The organism is Citrobacter amalonaticus (assembly GCF_018323885.1).
Taxonomy (GTDB): Bacteria; Pseudomonadota; Gammaproteobacteria; order Enterobacterales; family Enterobacteriaceae; genus Citrobacter_A; species Citrobacter_A amalonaticus.
The window spans coordinates 4,195,816-4,213,255 of record NZ_AP024585.1; the positions used below are offsets into that span (position 1 = coordinate 4,195,816).

A 17,440-nucleotide genomic window follows, 5' to 3' on the forward strand; every position below is an offset into this window, starting at 1 on the left:
ATGAAAATGCTACCAAATCAAAATTTCCACACAAAGCACTACATTTGCTGTGGGATAGATACGCATTGTTAACTCGCAGGGAAAGGAAAGGTGGATTTATATCTCGCGAAGTGGTGTGATAAATCCGAAATACATGACGGGTTTTAGCGGATATAGAATTCAAAAGCGGAGAAGAGATTAGGATAATTCCCGATAATACCGGAAATAAAATAATGATTCAGTAAATTATTGGAATAGTTAAGGTGAAAATATCAACAGTAGAGCTCAAAGATGTTCCTTCCCGTCGTTTTGACAAGCCTGAAGCAAACTTAGCCAGTCGTCGGGTGGATTCCCCTCATCGAGCATTTTCCCGAAAATCTTATAGGCATCGGTCTTGCTGCCGTAGGTGCGCAATGGCCCTTCATCATTCACCCATGCGATGACAATGATCTTACTCTCGAGACTATAACGGAAAAATAAGCGATACCGTCCCCCACCAAACTTCGCTCTCGACCAGTCTGTATAAGCTTTCCCTATACTGTCACCAGGCAGGTAAACAGAAGCTCGGGGTTCGTGGGTAATGTTGGCAATGGATTTCAATAAATGCGCCAGCACCTTGGTCTCTTTCTTCTTCTGGAAAACAATGGGATCTGGAAACCTGTGCTTAAGGTCTTCAACACGTGCGACCAGCGCGTTGTATTGATCGATAAAACAGGGATGAGCGTAGATCGTCCACCCGTTCAGCCATGTGGGAAAATCCATTTTTTCAGTCTTCGTCGCTGATTTCATCATCAAGATTGACGTCGATACCATCAACCAGTTCATAGCCACGGGATAAATCCAGCTTCTTCAGCGTTTGTGGGTTATTCGCCACATCCTGTGATAAGAAGTCCAGGAATGATCGCATCACACCGTCCTCCGTTGCTTCACTGTATTTTGAAAGCAGTACTTCACCCGTGGAAAGCAATGTGTAATGAATACGATCACCACTGCGAAGATGTAAAGCGTCCCTGATCGACGCAGGGATAGTCGTTTGATGTCGTTCCGTCAATTTAGAATCCGCTTCAATGGCAATGTCTTCAGATCGAACATAGGCGAACATATTTATCCCTTTGCGTTACTGTGTACAAATTTTAAACGCATTGTAGGCTCGCCAGAAAAACAATGCAAACGCATTGCAATGTAGTTGCATTGTTAGCAAAGAACTCACGGAGCTGAACGTTACACTCAGAAACTCGCAATGACAGAGGATTCAAAGCCTATAAAGGAGGAAAAGATCAAAACGGGAAGCCGTCTCGCAAATTCGGGCGGAAGGATTATTTCAGACTGACGGCATCAACATGACACTGTACCCGGCATTCACCGCAGCCGGTACAACGCTCGCTGTCCAGCACAGGGATCCCCGTCGCGCCGAGGGTACAGGCCAGTTCGGGGCATGCCTCAACACACTGGTTACACGAGCGCACTGGATTAACGCAGGCAGCGCTGAACGTTGGCCGCAGGCCTGTATCAAAACGCGCCTGTACGCACAGCGCGTCACTCGGGCATGCGGCAATGCACGCCCCACAGCCATCGCAACTGGCATAATCAATAGCCAGTTGCGGGTAGCCGTCTTCGTGACGGGTCAGAATCCCCATCGGGCATGCATCGATACACTGGTTGCATCGGGTACATTGCGCGATGAACTGCGCATCAGGCACGGCTCCCGGTGGCAACGAATGCGCAAGTTGAGGCACCGATACCCCCTCCGGCGCAGTGTGCTTTGCCGCACTGACAAACGCGCGAAACAGCCCACGCCGACTGACGTGCCGATGCGTCATCAGCGCCTGATAATATTTCTCTGACTTGTTCATCCGAAGTACAGCCGTTTCACCGCAGGTTGTAGCGCGCGTTGCTGCTCCATCTCCTGCAGATAACACGCCGTTACGGCGGCAAGACGCGCATAGAACGGGCTCACCGCGCTGTCCTGCACGCGTTCCAGATAGCGATATCCCCACGGCAGCAGATGCACTGCGAATAATTGATTTACCGCCGCGTCTTTACCGGCCTCCAGCAGCGCACTACTGGCTAACAGCATCAGGCCAAACTGATCTTCGGGTTCGCTCTGGCGCGAGTCAAATGCCATTCCCTGCGACTGTAAAAACGCGCGGTATTCCGCGGTGGTATCGCCCATCAGCAGATTATCGCGCTCCAGCCAGACGGAACCCCATGGCGGCGCGGGCATATCCCCTTGCCCTTCGAACAGCACGGAAAATTGCCACGCCAGTTCTTCATCATCCGGCAGCGGCCAGTCAGCACACAGCCTGGCAATCTGCACCGGATCGCGCCACGGATACAGATCGGGCAGCATGGGCAGACTGTCGAACAGCGCTTTCACCTCCGGTCGTCCGGGAGAGTAATAAAACAGTGCACCGAGGATCCTCGGTAATACAGCATCGGGGGTCATCTCTGGCTCCTCCTGAAAACAGAGCGGCCGAAGCCGCTCACAGGTTACATCGGTAACGTCCACAGATTGTAGAACGCAATCCTGCCCACTAGCTCAGCCACGATGACGACCACGGCGGTCATCGCCAGAACCGTGACACTGGACTTCAACCGCGCCCAGGTCACCACCCCAACAATGCCCAGCGCCAGCAGCGCCGCTTGTGCGGTAAACCAACTGGTTTGCGCCGCCGTTAACGCGTCGTCCGCACTCATCAGCGTCGACACATACCCCGGTCGCAGGCAGAAACTTACGAGTATCGCCAGTACGCTCACCAACAGGCCCAGACGCAGCCCGAACAGCCCGGCCAGAATGCCGCCGCCAATCAGCGGCGTCAGCACCATCATCACCGTCGTATACGAGGTGCGCCAGGTAACCACCGTCGGCAACTGGTAGATTTGCGGGATCGCCAGAATAAAGACCACGCCCACCACCGCCGCCAGCCATACCAGCGCTTTACACAGCGCAGTCGCGCCACGGTTAAGCAGCAGACCGAGAGAACCCAGCCCGCCAAGCGTGGCAAACACTGCCGACAGTACAATTTCGTTGCTCATCGGCGAATGACCCACGCGCAGCAGCATATTCAGCGCACGCAGCGGTTGTCCGACGTGGATTACCCCCAGCAGCACCCCAACCCCAAACAGACACATGACACAGAACAGGCCGACGGCCATCCGCCGCGCCTCGATCTGCCCCAGGGTGCCGCCAATCAGCAGCAGAATAAATGCCCCCACTGCGCTTTGGGTAAAGACGGTAAAAAAGACCAGCGGTAACTCATGCATGGCGCACCTCCCCCATGTTCATAATGGCCCCTTCCTTATCGCCCGTAGGTTTGGCCTTCGGATGCGGCTTAATGATGAGGTTAGGATGGGTAAACGACGCGGCGGGTAGTGGCGCAATTTCGTTCTCGCTACCGTATTTCGCGCGCAGTTCATCGATTGGGCCGAAATCCAGCGCTCGCTGTGGGCAAGAATCCACACAGATGGGGCGCAGATTCTGCTCCAGTCGGTCGAGACAGCCGTCGCATTTGCGCATGACTTTGGCCTTAGCATCAAACTGCGGCGCGCCATACGGGCAGCGCATCTCGCAATAGCGGCAGCCCACGCAGATACTGTCATCGACCAGCACCAGACCGTCTTCTTCACGCTTGTGCATCGCGCCGGTCGGGCAGCCTGATACGCAGACTGGCTCATCACAGTGGTTACAGGCGATAGAGAGGTAGTAGGTAAAGGTGTCGTTGTGCCAGCTTTCTCCTTCTTTCACCCAGCTTCCGCCGCCGTATTCATAGACACGGCGGAATTTCGGGCCGACGTCCAGATCTTTATTATCCTTACAACTGACCTGGCAGGTTTTACAGCCTGAGCAGCGCGAGGAGTCAACATAAAAGCCATACTGTTTCATTGCGGATCACTCCTTAAGCGCGTTTGATTTCAACCAGGTTGGTATGCTGCGGGTTCCCTTTCGCCAACGGCGATGGCAGATGACTGGTCAGGGTATTGATGCACCCGCCAACGTCCACACCGTTGCTATCCAGACGGGTCCACGCCCCCTGTGGCATCGCCACCACACCCGGCAGAATCCGCTGGGTCACCTTGCAGGGAATCGCCACCACGCCGCGATCGTTGAACACATGCACCAGATCGCCAGAGTTCAACTGGCGTGCGCTGGCATCTATCGGGTTGATCCACACTTCATCCGGTACCGCTTCATGCAGCATCAACACGTTGGTATAGGTTGAGTGGGTATGGCCTTTGGTGTGAAAACCGCTTAACTGCAGCGGATACTTCGCGGTCAGCGCTTTGTTCAGATGCGACTCTGTCACCGCGCAGAACTCCGGTACCGCCGGGATGCGATCGCCTTCCGGCAGCGTCCACGCTTTCGCGAGATCGGCCAGCGCCTGCGAGTAGATCTCAATCTTGCCGGATGGCGTGGTCAGCGGATTGGCCACGGCATCGGCACGGAAATCAGCAAACGCCAGGCTCTGTTTGTCGGTTGCGATGCGCTGGTCAATGACCCCCATCTCTTTCGCCACCGACCATTCCGGCAGGTACGGACGTTTCTCGCGGATCTGCTGATAGTGCATTTCTGCCCACTGCGCCTGTGTCCGCCCTTCGGTGTACTGCTCACGCAGCCCCAGATGCCCGGCGATATCAGCACAAATATCGTAGGTGCTACGTACTTCCCACATCGGCGTGACCGTTTTCTGCAAGGCGATCATGTAGTTGTGAGACCCCGTGGCATAGGAGCTGTCCACCAGATCTTCCGCTTCGAGATAGCTGGTTTCCGGCAGCAGGAGATCGGCGTACTTCGCGCTCGGCGTCATGTGGTTTTCAATGACGATAATGGTTTCGCACAAACTTTCATCCGCGAGAATTTTGCGCGTGCGGTTGGTTTCACCGTGCTGATTCAGCAGCGTGTTACCGGCCTGGTTGAAGAACAGCTTGATGCCGGTTTTCAGTTTATCCGCCCCCTTCACCCCCATCGTGGTGGCCGTCATCATTTCCGGGCGTTGAATCGCATCCGTCCACAGATAGCACGGAATGGAGGTCTTGATCGGGTTGGTCAAAATCGGTAACAGCGGTACGCCATACGGGGTGCCATAAGGCCAGTTACCGTTATTGGTGCCCGGCAGGCCAAAGTGGCCCGTCAGTGCGGGTAACGTCTGAATGGCGCGCACGGTTTGCTCGCCGTTAGCGTGACGCTGCGGCCCCCAGCCCTGACAAATGTAACAGGCACGAGCCGAAGCGATTTCGCGCGCCAGTTGGCGAATGCGCGTCGCCGGAAGCCCCGTGATCTCCGCCGCCCATTCCGGCGTTTTAGCGATACCGTCATCACCTTTACCAATCACGTAGTCTTTATAGCTGGCATTCGGCGCAGCGCCTTCAGGCAGCGTGCTGCTGTCATAGCCCACGCAGTACTTATTCACCTCGGCTTCATTGATCAACTGTTCGGTAATCAACGTATGGGCGATACCAGCCACCAACGCGGCATCGGTCGTCGGGCGAATCGGCAGCCACTCGGCATGCTCGGTAACTACCGAGTCGGTATAACGCGGATCGATAATAATCACCCGCGCTTTCGAGGCTTCCAGCGCACGACGTAACTCTTCTACCTGTCCGCCGCCAGACATGCGCGTTTCAGACAAATTCAGACCAAACAGCACCACCAGATCGGAATGCGCAATTTGCGTAAAGTGACTTCCGACATACACGCCGTGAGTATAGGGCGTTGCGGTGGCAATTTGCGCCGTGGAATAGGTGTTATGATAATTTAAATAGCCGCCGGTAAGATTTAGCAGACGTTTCCAGGCAGGCGTGCCCTGGGTATGATAATAAGCGCCCGACTGATAATTATAATAAATTGCCTCACGGCCATATTTTTCCGTCACGCGTTTTAATTCTGCAGCGATAAATGCTGTCGCTTCATCCCAGGAAATACGTTTGAATTTCCCTTCGCCACGTTTACCTACGCGTTTCATCGGATATTTAATCCGGTCCGGACTATATACCCGCCAGCGACTGGAACGACCGCGCAAACACGGACGAATCTGATGTTCGCCAAATACCGCGTCGTCTTTTGCATCCTCCGGTTCAATACGCACGATGCGGTCATCTTTAACGATCACTTTCAGCGGGCAACGGCTGCCACAGTTGACCAGGCAGGCACTGTGGCGAACGGTTTCGCCATTGCCGCCTTGCGCAGGAGCGTCGGTCGTTTCAGCCTGCGCGGTGGTAGAGAAAGGCAACGTAATCGCGTTACTGAGTGCAACAGCGGCACCTATTTTTGCGGTGCCTGTCACCGCATCCCGTCGGGACAGCGTTGTGTTTAGCCACTTTTTTATTTCCATCTTTTTTTCTCACATTGCATCCATAGTTATTATTAATAAGTAATCATATAGGGCTAAACACGGCTGATGGTTGATTATGATCAAACGCGCTTTTATGGAAAAATAAAGTGGTAAAACCATGAGACTCTTATCATTTTTCATCTGATAAAAAGCAGTGATTTAACTGAAGATGACATTTTTGTAAACATATAAGAGATAAAAACAGAACAACAGCATAATCATTGTATAATTAATTATATTGCGCTTATATATTCCGTCAGGCAAGCGCAATAAAATTCTTATTTTTGGAACGTATGCCAAAAAGAGTATTCCTGGTCAAAATGAATATTCCTGGCGTTCAGAAACATATTACTTTTTATGCTAATTTAGCAATAATATGATTTTTTGTTATACAAAAAGAAGAAAGCCTTCTGCGTGAACTGAGTTCTTACCGTAAACGGACTATACTGTTTCATCATCCCCATAGCCAGACTGAATCATGATCGTATCCGGACGCCATCCCTCTCTGCGCCTGTCGCTGGCAGGACTCCTGACGCTGACACTGTTTGGGATCGGCTATACCCTGCATCTGCACTGGGGGGCGTTTATTCAGTGGTGTCTGGCGACGCAAATCACCCTGCATCGCTATCTGGTGATGTATCTGCTGCAGTTGAATAATCATCAGTACAGCGGCGGTTTCTGGTTACTGACGGGGGCGTTTCTGTACGGCGTACTGCATGCCATCGGACCGGGACACGGAAAGTTCATCGTGACGACCTATCTGAGTACCAATAAGGAAAGCCTGCTGGCTGCTCGGGTCGTGCCTTTTATTGGCAGCCTGATGCAAGGAGTCAGTGCGATCCTGTTTGTGTTTATCCTCGCGATTGGCTTTAACCTGGCAGCCGGCGATTTGAGCACCAGCCGATGGTACGTTGAAAAAATCAGCGCTGCGCTGATCGCCGGATTCGGCGCGTTTCTCATTTATCAGGCACTTAAATCCATACGCCCGATAACCTTCACCCGATTTACTCCCTTGCATAGCCATGACGAGAAGTGCGGCTGCGGACATCACGGCGTCGGGCAGACGCTGGTGGACGGTAACTGGAAAACCCGGCTGGGGGTGATTCTCGCCATCGGCGCCCGACCATGCAGCGGGGCAATCATGATCCTGCTGTTTTCCAATGCTCTCGGTATCGTCACCTGGGGCATTGCAGCGGTGATGACCATGTCCTTTGGCACTGCGCTGTCGATCATGGGACTGTCTCTGGCGGTACGTTATGCCCGAAATCAGACACTCACATGGTTCGGTACAGGACATCCCGATCTGAAATGGCTTGCGCCTGCAGCGAAAATAGTCGGCGGTGTGGTGCTGATCCTGTTTGCCACAATTCTGTTCTTAACGGTGATCCCGATTAGCGCCAACGGCGATTATATTGCCGCAGGTTGCTGATCCGACCTGCGTAATAATGATCCGATAATGGGACACCTGCCCCAGTGAATTTCCCTGCCACCTTTGAATTACGCGTCCCAATAGGGATAATATCCACACGAACTGTGAACCCGGGACCACCATGAGACACTCCCTGCCTTGTCGCAAGCTACGTGAACGGCCGATGAAACTCGGTACGACGGTGATACTGATGGTCAGCGCCGTGTTGTTTTCTGTCTTGCTTGTCGTCCATCTGTTCTACTTCTCACAAATCAGCCACATGACGCGTGATGCGCTGGCAGACAAAGCGCTGGCCGTTGCCCGGACGCTGGCAGACTCGCCGGAGATCCGTGCGGGGTTGATGAAAAAACCCGAGGATAGCGGGATTCAGGCGATTGCCGAAGCGGTGCGCAAGCGAAACGATATGCTGTTCATTGTTGTCACCGACATGAAAAGCCTGCGTTATTCTCATCCGGAAGCCCAACGCATCGGGCAACCATTTAAGGGCGACGATATTTTGCTGGCGCTGGATGGCAAAGAGAATATCGCCATCAACCGGGGCTTTCTCGCCCAGGCGCTGCGCGTTTTCACCCCCATTTATGACGACAATCACCACCAGATTGGGGTGGTGGCGATCGGTCTGGAACTGAGTCGGGTGACCGAACAGATTAACGACAGTCGCGGCAGCATCCTCTGGTCCGTACTTTTTGGCGTGCTGGTTGGCCTGCTGGGAACATGGGTGCTGGTGAAAGTGCTCAAACGCATCCTGTTTGGCCTGGAACCGTATGAAATTTCTACCCTGTTTGAACAGCGCCAGGCGATGCTGCAATCAATCAAAGAGGGGGTCATCGCCGTTGACGACAAAGGCGAAGTGACGTTAATCAACGAGGCCGCCCAGGAGTTGCTGGATTACCGTAAGTCACAGGATGACCCCCAGTTTTCCACGCTCAGCCATGCATGGTCGCAGGTGGTGGATCTCAGCGAAGTGCTGCGCGACGGTACGTCGCACCGCGACGAAGAGATCAACATCAAAGATCGGTTGCTGCTCATTAATACCGTCCCGGTTCGCAGCGACGGCAAGATTATTGGCGCGATCTCCACCTTCAGGGACAAAACGGAAGTTCGCCAGTTGATGCAGCGACTGGATGGCATGGTGAACTATGCCGACTCACTCCGTGAACGATCCCACGAATTCATGAATAAATTACATGTGATTCTGGGATTGTTACATCTGAAGAGTTATAAGCAGCTTGAAGACTATATTATTAAGACGGCAAACAACTATCAGGAAGAGATCGGCTCACTGTTAGGCAAAATTAGATCGCCGGTCATTGCTGGCTTTTTACTTAGTAAGATTAATCGCACATCCGATTCAGGGCACAAACTGGTGATTAGCCATGACAGCCAGGTACCGGACAGCGGCAATGAAGATCAAATTGCGGTATTGATTACCGCGCTCGGAAATCTGATTGAAAACGCGATCGACGCGTTAGCACAGCAGTCAGGAGGTGAGATCAGCGTCTCCTTATACTATCGCAATGGTTGGCTACATTGTGAAGTCAGTGACGATGGTCCCGGCATTGAACCGCACCGCCTTGACGCTATTTTTGATAAAGGCGTCTCGTCTAAAGGAACTGAACGCGGCGTTGGTTTAGCGCTTGTTAAACAACAAGTTGAAAGTCTTGGTGGCAATATTTTTGTGGAATCCGAACCTGGCGTTTTCACACAATTTTTTGTACAAATACCCTGGGATGGGGAGAGGGCCAGCACATGATCAATGTCTTTATTATCGATGACGACGCCATGGTCGCGGAGTTAAACCGCCGCTATGTCGCACAGATCCCCGGTTTTCAGTGCTGCGGAACCGCCTCAACGCTGGAAAAAGCCAAAGAGGTTATTTTTAATAGCGATGTTCAGATTGACCTGATTCTGCTGGATATTTACATGCAGAAAGAGAACGGGCTGGACCTGCTACCGCTTCTGCATGCCGCTGGCTGCAAAAGCGATGTCATTGTCATCTCTTCTGCCGCCGATGCCATGACGATCAAGGATTCGTTGCACTACGGCGTTGTAGATTACTTAATCAAGCCGTTTCAGGCCTCACGCTTTGAGGAAGCCCTCACCAGCTGGCTGCAAAAGAAAAGGGACATGGATAAGCACCAGTATTATGAGCAGTCAGAGCTGGACCAACTGATTCACGGCAATGCGTCCAGTGAGCAGGACACCCGCCGCCTGCCGAAAGGGTTGACGCCGCAGACGCTGCGCACGCTGTGTCAGTGGATCGATGCACATCAGGATTATGAGTTTTCAACCGATGAACTGGCAAATGCGGTGAATATTTCTCGCGTCTCCTGCCGCAAATATCTTATCTGGCTGGTCAACTGTCATATTCTGGTTACCAGCATCCATTATGGCGTTACGGGCAGGCCGGTTTACCGTTACCGTATTCAGGCAGAACATTATTCTTTACTTAAGCAATATTGTCAGTAGAAGATAAATCTTAACCTTGCATTATTTCGTTATATATTGGTAACAATTATTACAATAATGAAAAAATAAAAAGGTTAAGGTTACTTCCTGCAAATTCAGAAATTGTGCCAGATCAAATATAATTGCATCATTCCACATTTTTCAATGCGTTATTATTATCCGACACGCCATTGTTTTTAATTTCAAAAACGCTAACAAAAGTTAATAAAGTATTATCCCCTGCGCAGAGTGTGTATTTTTAATCACAAAGGAGTAGTCTGGAAATAACCGGACGGATTAACAAAAACGATAAACGGTAGCAACGGAGCTCATGCTACATCTTAAGGATAAGCACACTCTGTGAGCAGATGATATGTTCATGTTTTTCATAAAGATACAAAAAATAGCCCGAACCTGCCTCTGCTCTTCTTTTTCAACACTGCCCATCGCCAGAGAGTCGTGCTCTCTGAAAACAGCCTGAAAAAAACGATAAGAGTTTTCCTGTCCTTAGGAATAACGTTATTCGATGTTTAAAAACTAATCGCACTTTCAGACGAAACGAATATTAGCCAGGCTCTGCGCCCATTACACAAAAAACAGAACATGGCTGTGATCCATTTATCAAAATTGACTGGTTTTATCGCGAGGGTAAATAAATGCTATTTAGTATACAACTTCTCATAATATTAATATGTTTGTTTTATGGTGCCAGAAAGGGCGGTATCGCGCTGGGTTTGTTAGGCGGTATCGGCCTGGTCATTCTGGTGTTCGTTTTCCACCTCCAGCCGGGTAAACCACCGGTTGACGTCATGCTGGTGATCATCGCCGTGGTCGCGGCCTCAGCAACGCTACAGGCCTCAGGCGGTCTGGATGTGATGTTGCAGATCGCAGAGAAACTGCTGCGCCGCAACCCGAAATATGTCTCTATCGTTGCCCCGTTTGTGACCTGTACCCTGACTATCCTGTGCGGTACCGGCCACGTGGTCTACACGATTCTGCCCATCATTTACGACGTGGCGATTAAAAATAACATCCGCCCGGAACGTCCGATGGCAGCCAGCTCCATCGGCGCACAAATGGGGATCATTGCAAGTCCGGTATCGGTGGCGGTGGTTTCTCTGGTTGCCATGCTGGGTAATGTGACGTTTGAAGGCAAACACCTCGAATTCCTCGACCTGCTGGCGATCACTATCCCGTCCACACTGATTGGTATTCTGGCTATCGGTATTTTCAGCTGGTTCCGTGGTAAAGATCTGGATAAAGATGAAGACTTCCAGAAATTCATCTCCGTACCGGAAAACCATCACTACGTGTATGGCGATACCGCTACGCTGCTGGACAAAAAACTGCCGAAAAGCAACTGGCTGGCGATGTGGATCTTCCTTGCCGCCATTGCTGTCGTCGCTATCCTGGGTGCCTTCTCTGAACTTCGCCCTTCATTCGGTGGCAAAGCGCTGTCGATGGTGCTGGTTATCCAGATGTTCATGCTGCTGACCGGCGCGTTGATTATTATTCTGACCAAAACCAATCCCGCTTCAATCTCTAAAAACGAAGTCTTCCGTTCAGGTATGATCGCGATTGTGGCGGTGTACGGTATCGCCTGGATGGCGGAAACCATGTTCGGCGCGCACATGACAGAAATCGAAGGTGTGCTGGGTAACATGGTGAAAGAGTATCCGTGGGCCTATGCGATTGTTCTGCTGCTGGTGTCAAAATTCGTTAACTCTCAGGCAGCGGCGCTGGCGGCTATCGTTCCGGTCGCGCTGGCGATTGGCGTTGACCCGGCCTACATCGTGGCGTCTGCCCCGGCGTGCTACGGCTACTACATTCTGCCGACCTATCCAAGCGATCTGGCCGCCATTCAGTTCGACCGTTCAGGAACCACCCGCATTGGTCGCTTCGTCATCAACCACAGCTTTATTCTCCCGGGTTTGATTGGCGTGAGCGTCTCCTGCGTCTTTGGCTGGATCTTTGCTGCCATGTACGGATTCCTGTAAAGGTCTCCCGCGTGCCGTCCGTCACCGGGCGGCACGTCACTTATGATATTAAAAGAAATCAATAGGCTGGAAGCACATGTCAAATAAAGCGTTCTTCTATCAGGCACCTTTCCCGATGGGGAAAGACGAAACAGAGTACTACCTGCTCACTTCCGATTATGTCAGCGTGAGTGAGTTTGAAGGTGAGTCCATACTGAAGGTTGAGCCGCAAGCCCTGACGCTGCTGGCGCAACAAGCCTTTCACGATGCCTCCTTCATGCTCCGCCCCGAACATCAGCAACAAGTCGCCTCCATTCTTCATGACCCCGAAGCCAGCGAAAACGATAAATACGTTGCCCTGCAATTCCTGAGAAACTCTGAAATCGCCGCCAAAGGCATTCTGCCGACCTGTCAGGATACCGGCACGGCCATTATCATGGGGAAAAAAGGCCAGCGTGTCTGGACTGGTGGCGGTGATGAAGCGGCGCTGTCAAAAGGGGTGTACAACACCTACATCGAAGACAATCTGCGCTATTCGCAAAACGCCGCGCTGGATATGTACAAAGAGGTGAATACCGGTACCAACCTGCCGGCACAGATCGACCTCTACACCGTCGATGGTGATGAGTATAAATTCCTGTGCGTAGCGAAAGGCGGCGGTTCCGCCAACAAAACTTACCTGTACCAGGAAACCAAAGCGCTGCTCACCCCGGGCAAGCTGAAAAACTTCCTCGTTGAGAAGATGCGGACGCTGGGAACAGCAGCCTGCCCGCCGTACCATATCGCCTTTGTGATTGGCGGTACTTCCGCAGAAAGCACGCTGAAAACCGTGAAGCTCGCCAGCACGCATTACTACGATGCGCTGCCGACCGAAGGCAACGAGCACGGTCAGGCGTTCCGTGATACACAACTGGAACAGGAACTGCTGGAAGAGGCACAAAAACTCGGTCTTGGCGCGCAGTTTGGCGGTAAATATTTCGCCCACGATATCCGCGTGATCCGCCTGCCACGTCACGGTGCCTCCTGTCCGGTCGGCATGGGCGTTTCCTGCTCGGCGGATCGTAACATCAAAGCCAAAATCAACCGCGAAGGGATTTGGATCGAAAAACTGGAGCACAACCCAGGCCAGTACATCCCGGAAGCGTTGCGTCAGGCCGGTGAAGGCGAAGTGGTGAAAGTTGACCTCAACCGCCCGATGAAAGAGATCCTGGCACAGCTTTCACAGTACCCGGTTTCCACCCGTCTGTCGCTGACCGGAACCATTATCGTCGGTCGTGATATTGCGCATGCGAAGCTGAAAGAACGTATCGACTCTGGCGAAGGGTTGCCGCAGTACATTAAAGATCACCCGATCTACTACGCCGGTCCGGCAAAAACACCGGCGGGCTATCCTTCAGGCTCATTAGGACCGACCACCGCAGGCCGCATGGACTCCTATGTTGATCTCCTGCAATCGCACGGCGGCAGCATGATCATGCTGGCAAAAGGCAATCGCAGCCAACAGGTGACCGATGCCTGCCATAAACACGGCGGCTTCTATCTGGGCAGCATTGGCGGCCCGGCAGCGGTCCTGGCGCAACAGAGTATCAAGCATCTGGAATGCGTTGAGTATCCGGAACTGGGTATGGAAGCGATCTGGAAAATTGAAGTGGAAGATTTCCCGGCGTTCATCCTGGTCGATGACAAAGGCAATGATTTCTTCCAGCAGATAGTGAACAAGCAGTGCGCTAACTGCACGAAATAACCTCTTCGGCCCGGCACCGGACTGCTCTCAACGTTTGAAGGCAGTCCGGTGATCCCCCCGGGCCACCTTTTCCCGTCATGGCTGGCATTGAATTTTCGACCACTTCGGTGAATAGTAGCCTTTTCCATCACTTGCGAAATCACCATGATCCGCACATTAAACCCCACCCTGCTGAATATCGGCGCACTGATCCTGACGCTTATCCTGATCTACACTGGCTTCTCGGCAGGTGAGAAAACCACCTGGCTGATGGAAGTTACGCCGGTCATTATTGTGATACCGCTGCTGCTGACAACCGCAAAGCGCTACCCGCTCACTCCTCTGCTTTATACCCTGATTTTTTTCCACGCCATCATCCTGATGGTGGGCGGTATGTACACCTATGCCAAAGTCCCTGTGGGCTTTGAAGTGCAGGAGTGGCTGGGCTTAAGCCGAAATCCGTATGATAAGCTCGGCCATTTCTTCCAGGGCCTGGTTCCGGCACTGGTGGCGCGCGAAATTCTGCTACGCACAAAGAGTGTTCGCAGCGGTAAGATGCTGGCATTTCTGGTTTGCTGCGTGGCGCTGGCGATTAGTGCCACCTATGAGTTAATTGAATGGTGGGCCGCGCTGGCGATGGGACAGGGCGCGGACGATTTCCTTGGCACGCAGGGCGACCCGTGGGATACCCAGTCAGACATGTTCTGCGCGTTGCTGGGTTCATTGACTACGGTAACGTTGCTGGCGGGAGTGCATAGCCGTCAGTTGCAGCGCTATGGATTAACGCCCCCCGACGCATAACGTATTTATCTGCCGGAGGCATACACAGGCTCCGGCGATATCACTATCAGCTCAAAAAATAATTCAGCTGTCGATAAACCATCGCCAAAAACGGCTGGCAAATCACTTTAATCCATTGTTTATAAACAATTATTGATGAATCCTCGTCGTTTCGCGCCCTCTTTACACCTTTTTTAGTCAGGATAATACTTGCCCGCATCACAGATTCCTCCACAACCGGGTAAGAGATGATGAAAGTATTAATTGTTGAAAGTGAATTTCTGCATCAGGACACCTGGGTTGGCAAGGCCGTGGAACGTCTGGCAGACGCCTTAAGTCGGCAAAATGTTGCCGTCATTAAGTCCACGTCTTTCGACGACGGCTACGCCATCCTGTCGGCAAACGAAGCCATTGATTGCCTGATGTTCAGCTATCAAATGGAACAGCCTGATGAACATCAAAATGTCAGAGAACTGATCGGTAAGCTTCATGAGCGCCAGCAAAATGTGCCGGTCTTTCTGTTAGGTGACAGAGAGAAAGCCACCGCCTCGCTGGACCGCGATATGCTGGAGCTTGTCGATGAGTTCGCCTGGATCCTCGAAGACACCGCTGACTTTATCGCGGGGCGCGCGGTCGCCGCCATGACCCGTTATCGTCAGCAACTGCTGCCGCCGCTGTTTAGTGCGCTGATGAAATATAGCGATATCCACGAATACTCCTGGGCTGCACCGGGCCACCAGGGCGGCGTTGGTTTTACCAAAACGCCTGCCGGCCGCTTCTATCATGATTATTACGGCGAAAACCTGTTCCGCAGCGACATGGGGATTGAACGTGCTTCGCTGGGTTCTCTGCTCGATCACACCGGGGCCTTTGGCGAAAGCGAAAAATATGCTGCACGGGTCTTTGGCGCAGACCGTTCCTGGTCCGTCGTGGTCGGGACATCCGGCTCCAACCGCACCATCATGCAGGCCTGTATGACCGATAACGATGTGGTGGTGCTGGACCGTAACTGCCATAAATCGATTGAACAGGGGTTGATCCTGACCGGGGCGAAACCGGTGTATATGGTGCCCAGCCGTAACCGCTACGGCATCATTGGCCCTATCTACCCACAGGAAATGCAGCCGGAAACCTTACAGAAAAAAATCAGCGAAAGCCCGCTGACCAAAGAGAAGACAGGACAAAAACCGTCTTATAGCGTGGTGACCAACTGTACCTACGACGGTGTCTGCTATAACGCGAAATCCGCACAGGCGTTACTGGCGCAAACTACCGACCGCATTCACTTCGACGAAGCCTGGTACGGCTACGCCCGCTTTAACCCGATTTACGCCGACCACTATGCGATGCGCGGTGAACCGAGCGATCACAGTGGTCCTACCGTTTTTGCCACCCACTCTACGCACAAACTGCTGAACGCCCTCTCTCAGGCGTCTTACATCCATGTGCGTGAAGGTCGCGGCGCGGTGAATTTTTCCCGCTTCAATCAGGCGTACATGATGCATGCCACCACCTCGCCGTTGTATGCCATCTGCGCATCCAACGATGTGGCGGTGTCCATGATGGACGGCAACAGCGGCCTGTCGCTGACTCAGGAAGTGATCGACGAAGCCATCGACTTCCGCCAGGCCATGGCGCGTCTGTATAAAGAGTTCAGCGCCGACGGCGACTGGTTCTTCAAGCCGTGGAACAAAGAAGTGGTCACCGATCCGCAGACCGGGAAAACATTCGATTTTGCTGACGCACCGGCGAAACTGCTGGCAACAGACCAGAACTGCTGGGTGATGCGTCCGGGCGAATCCTGGCACGGCTTTAAAGACTTACCCGATAACTGGAGCATGCTTGACCCGATCAAGGTCAGCATTCTCGCACCGGGGATGGGTGACGACGGCGAACTGGAAGAGACGGGGGTGCCTGCCGCGCTGGTCACCGCCTGGCTTGGACGTCACGGAATCGTGCCAACCCGCACCACCGATTTCCAGATCATGTTCCTGTTCTCGATGGGCATCACCCGTGGGAAATGGGGAACTCTGATCAACACCCTGTGCTCATTTAAACATCACTACGATGCCAACACCCCACTGGCGCAGGTCATGCCGGAACTGGTCGACGAACACCCTGAAACCTACGCCAATATGGGCATTCACGACCTGGGCGATCGGATGTTCGCCTGGCTGCGGGAAAACAACCCAGGCGCGAAACTCAACGCCGCCTATTCCGGCCTGCCGGTTGCCGCAATGACGCCGCGTGAAGCCTATAACGCTATCGTTAACGACAACATCGAAATGGTGGCCATTGATAAACTGCCGGGTCGCATTGCAGCAAACTCGGTGATCCCTTATCCGCCGGGAATTCCGATGCTGCTTTCCGGCGAGAACTTCGGTGATGAAAACAGTCCGCAGGTGGGCTATCTCCGCGCCCTGCAATCCTGGGATCACCACTTCCCTGGTTTCGAACATGAAACCGAAGGCACTGAAATCATTGATGGCGTCTATCACGTAATGTGCGTGAAAGCGTAAATCAATTCCGACGACTGCGTCATGACATGGCCACCCTGACGCAGCCTGGTTTAGGCCGTAGGGTTATGACGAGCGTTTCCTGAGTATTGCTGAGAAAAACTACCATTGTCATACCTTTTTGCGCGGGTGCTCCCCGCGCTTTTTTTTATCCCTTATGCATGGTTTCCACCGCGTAAAAGTTTCTGTACATAGCAATTATCTGTCGCCTATTGTATTTCCAGACAAAACCATTATTTTAATGCGGACTTCATTCGTCA

Annotated in this window: 14 protein-coding genes; 7 read left to right on the forward strand and 7 right to left on the reverse strand. The window is 52.6% G+C overall.

Annotated elements, in window-relative coordinates; all coding sequences use genetic code 11:
* Positions 1–264: 264 nt before the first annotated feature.
* The 7 genes from KI228_RS19890 to KI228_RS19920 form a co-directional block, all read right to left on the reverse strand.
* Positions 265–741 (reverse strand): type II toxin-antitoxin system YhaV family toxin, encoded by a 477-nt coding sequence (locus tag KI228_RS19890; protein WP_061069544.1) that lies wholly within the window; start codon positions 739–741, stop codon positions 265–267.
* Between the two features lie 4 nt (positions 742–745).
* Positions 746–1,081: a type II toxin-antitoxin system PrlF family antitoxin gene (locus KI228_RS19895; RefSeq protein WP_042999108.1), complete on the reverse strand. Its 336-nt coding sequence runs from the start codon at positions 1,079–1,081 to the stop codon at positions 746–748.
* 214 nt (positions 1,082–1,295) lie between these two features.
* A complete protein-coding gene (gene napF / locus KI228_RS19900; RefSeq protein WP_042999107.1) occupies positions 1,296–1,832 on the reverse strand; it encodes a ferredoxin-type protein NapF in 537 nt (178 codons plus the stop codon).
* Positions 1,829–2,425 (reverse strand): molecular chaperone TorD family protein, encoded by a 597-nt coding sequence (locus tag KI228_RS19905; RefSeq protein WP_042999106.1) that lies wholly within the window; start codon positions 2,423–2,425, stop codon positions 1,829–1,831. Before KI228_RS19905 ends, napF begins: the two co-directional genes overlap by 4 nt.
* A gap of 44 nt (positions 2,426–2,469) precedes the next feature.
* Complete coding sequence (locus tag KI228_RS19910; RefSeq protein ID WP_044257303.1) at positions 2,470–3,243, reverse strand: dimethyl sulfoxide reductase anchor subunit family protein; 774 nt, start codon at positions 3,241–3,243, stop codon at positions 2,470–2,472.
* Positions 3,236–3,862: a DMSO/selenate family reductase complex B subunit gene (locus tag KI228_RS19915; RefSeq protein ID WP_042999104.1), complete on the reverse strand. Its 627-nt coding sequence runs from the start codon at positions 3,860–3,862 to the stop codon at positions 3,236–3,238. The genes KI228_RS19910 and KI228_RS19915 overlap by 8 nt, the downstream gene beginning before the upstream one ends.
* A gap of 13 nt (positions 3,863–3,875) precedes the next feature.
* Positions 3,876–6,308: a DMSO/selenate family reductase complex A subunit gene (locus tag KI228_RS19920; protein ID WP_151192020.1), complete on the reverse strand. Its 2,433-nt coding sequence runs from the start codon at positions 6,306–6,308 to the stop codon at positions 3,876–3,878.
* Positions 6,309–6,786: 478 nt separating this feature from the next.
* Between KI228_RS19920 and KI228_RS19925 the strand changes: the two genes are divergently transcribed.
* From KI228_RS19925 to adiA, 7 genes are all read left to right on the forward strand, one after another.
* Positions 6,787–7,737: a nickel/cobalt transporter gene (locus tag KI228_RS19925; RefSeq protein WP_061069542.1), complete on the forward strand. Its 951-nt coding sequence runs from the start codon at positions 6,787–6,789 to the stop codon at positions 7,735–7,737.
* Positions 7,738–7,858: 121 nt separating this feature from the next.
* On the forward strand, positions 7,859–9,490 hold the full coding sequence (locus tag KI228_RS19930; protein WP_044264069.1) for a sensor histidine kinase: 1,632 nt from the start codon (positions 7,859–7,861) through the stop codon (positions 9,488–9,490).
* Entirely contained in the window at positions 9,487–10,206 is a 720-nt protein-coding gene (gene dcuR, locus KI228_RS19935) for a two-component system response regulator DcuR (RefSeq protein WP_042999101.1), read from the forward strand. Before KI228_RS19930 ends, dcuR begins: the two co-directional genes overlap by 4 nt.
* Before the next feature lie 635 nt (positions 10,207–10,841).
* Positions 10,842–12,182 (forward strand): anaerobic C4-dicarboxylate transporter DcuB, encoded by a 1,341-nt coding sequence (gene dcuB, locus KI228_RS19940; protein ID WP_042999100.1) that lies wholly within the window; start codon positions 10,842–10,844, stop codon positions 12,180–12,182.
* Between the two features lie 76 nt (positions 12,183–12,258).
* Positions 12,259–13,905, forward strand: coding sequence for a class I fumarate hydratase (gene fumB, locus KI228_RS19945; protein WP_042999099.1), 1,647 nt, complete (start codon positions 12,259–12,261; stop codon positions 13,903–13,905).
* Positions 13,906–14,049: 144 nt separating this feature from the next.
* Positions 14,050–14,685, forward strand: coding sequence for a DUF2238 domain-containing protein (locus KI228_RS19950; protein ID WP_042999098.1), 636 nt, complete (start codon positions 14,050–14,052; stop codon positions 14,683–14,685).
* A 230-nt stretch (positions 14,686–14,915) separates the two neighbouring features.
* Positions 14,916–17,183 (forward strand): arginine decarboxylase, encoded by a 2,268-nt coding sequence (gene adiA, locus KI228_RS19955; RefSeq protein ID WP_104010342.1) that lies wholly within the window; start codon positions 14,916–14,918, stop codon positions 17,181–17,183.
* Positions 17,184–17,440 lie beyond the last annotated feature (257 nt).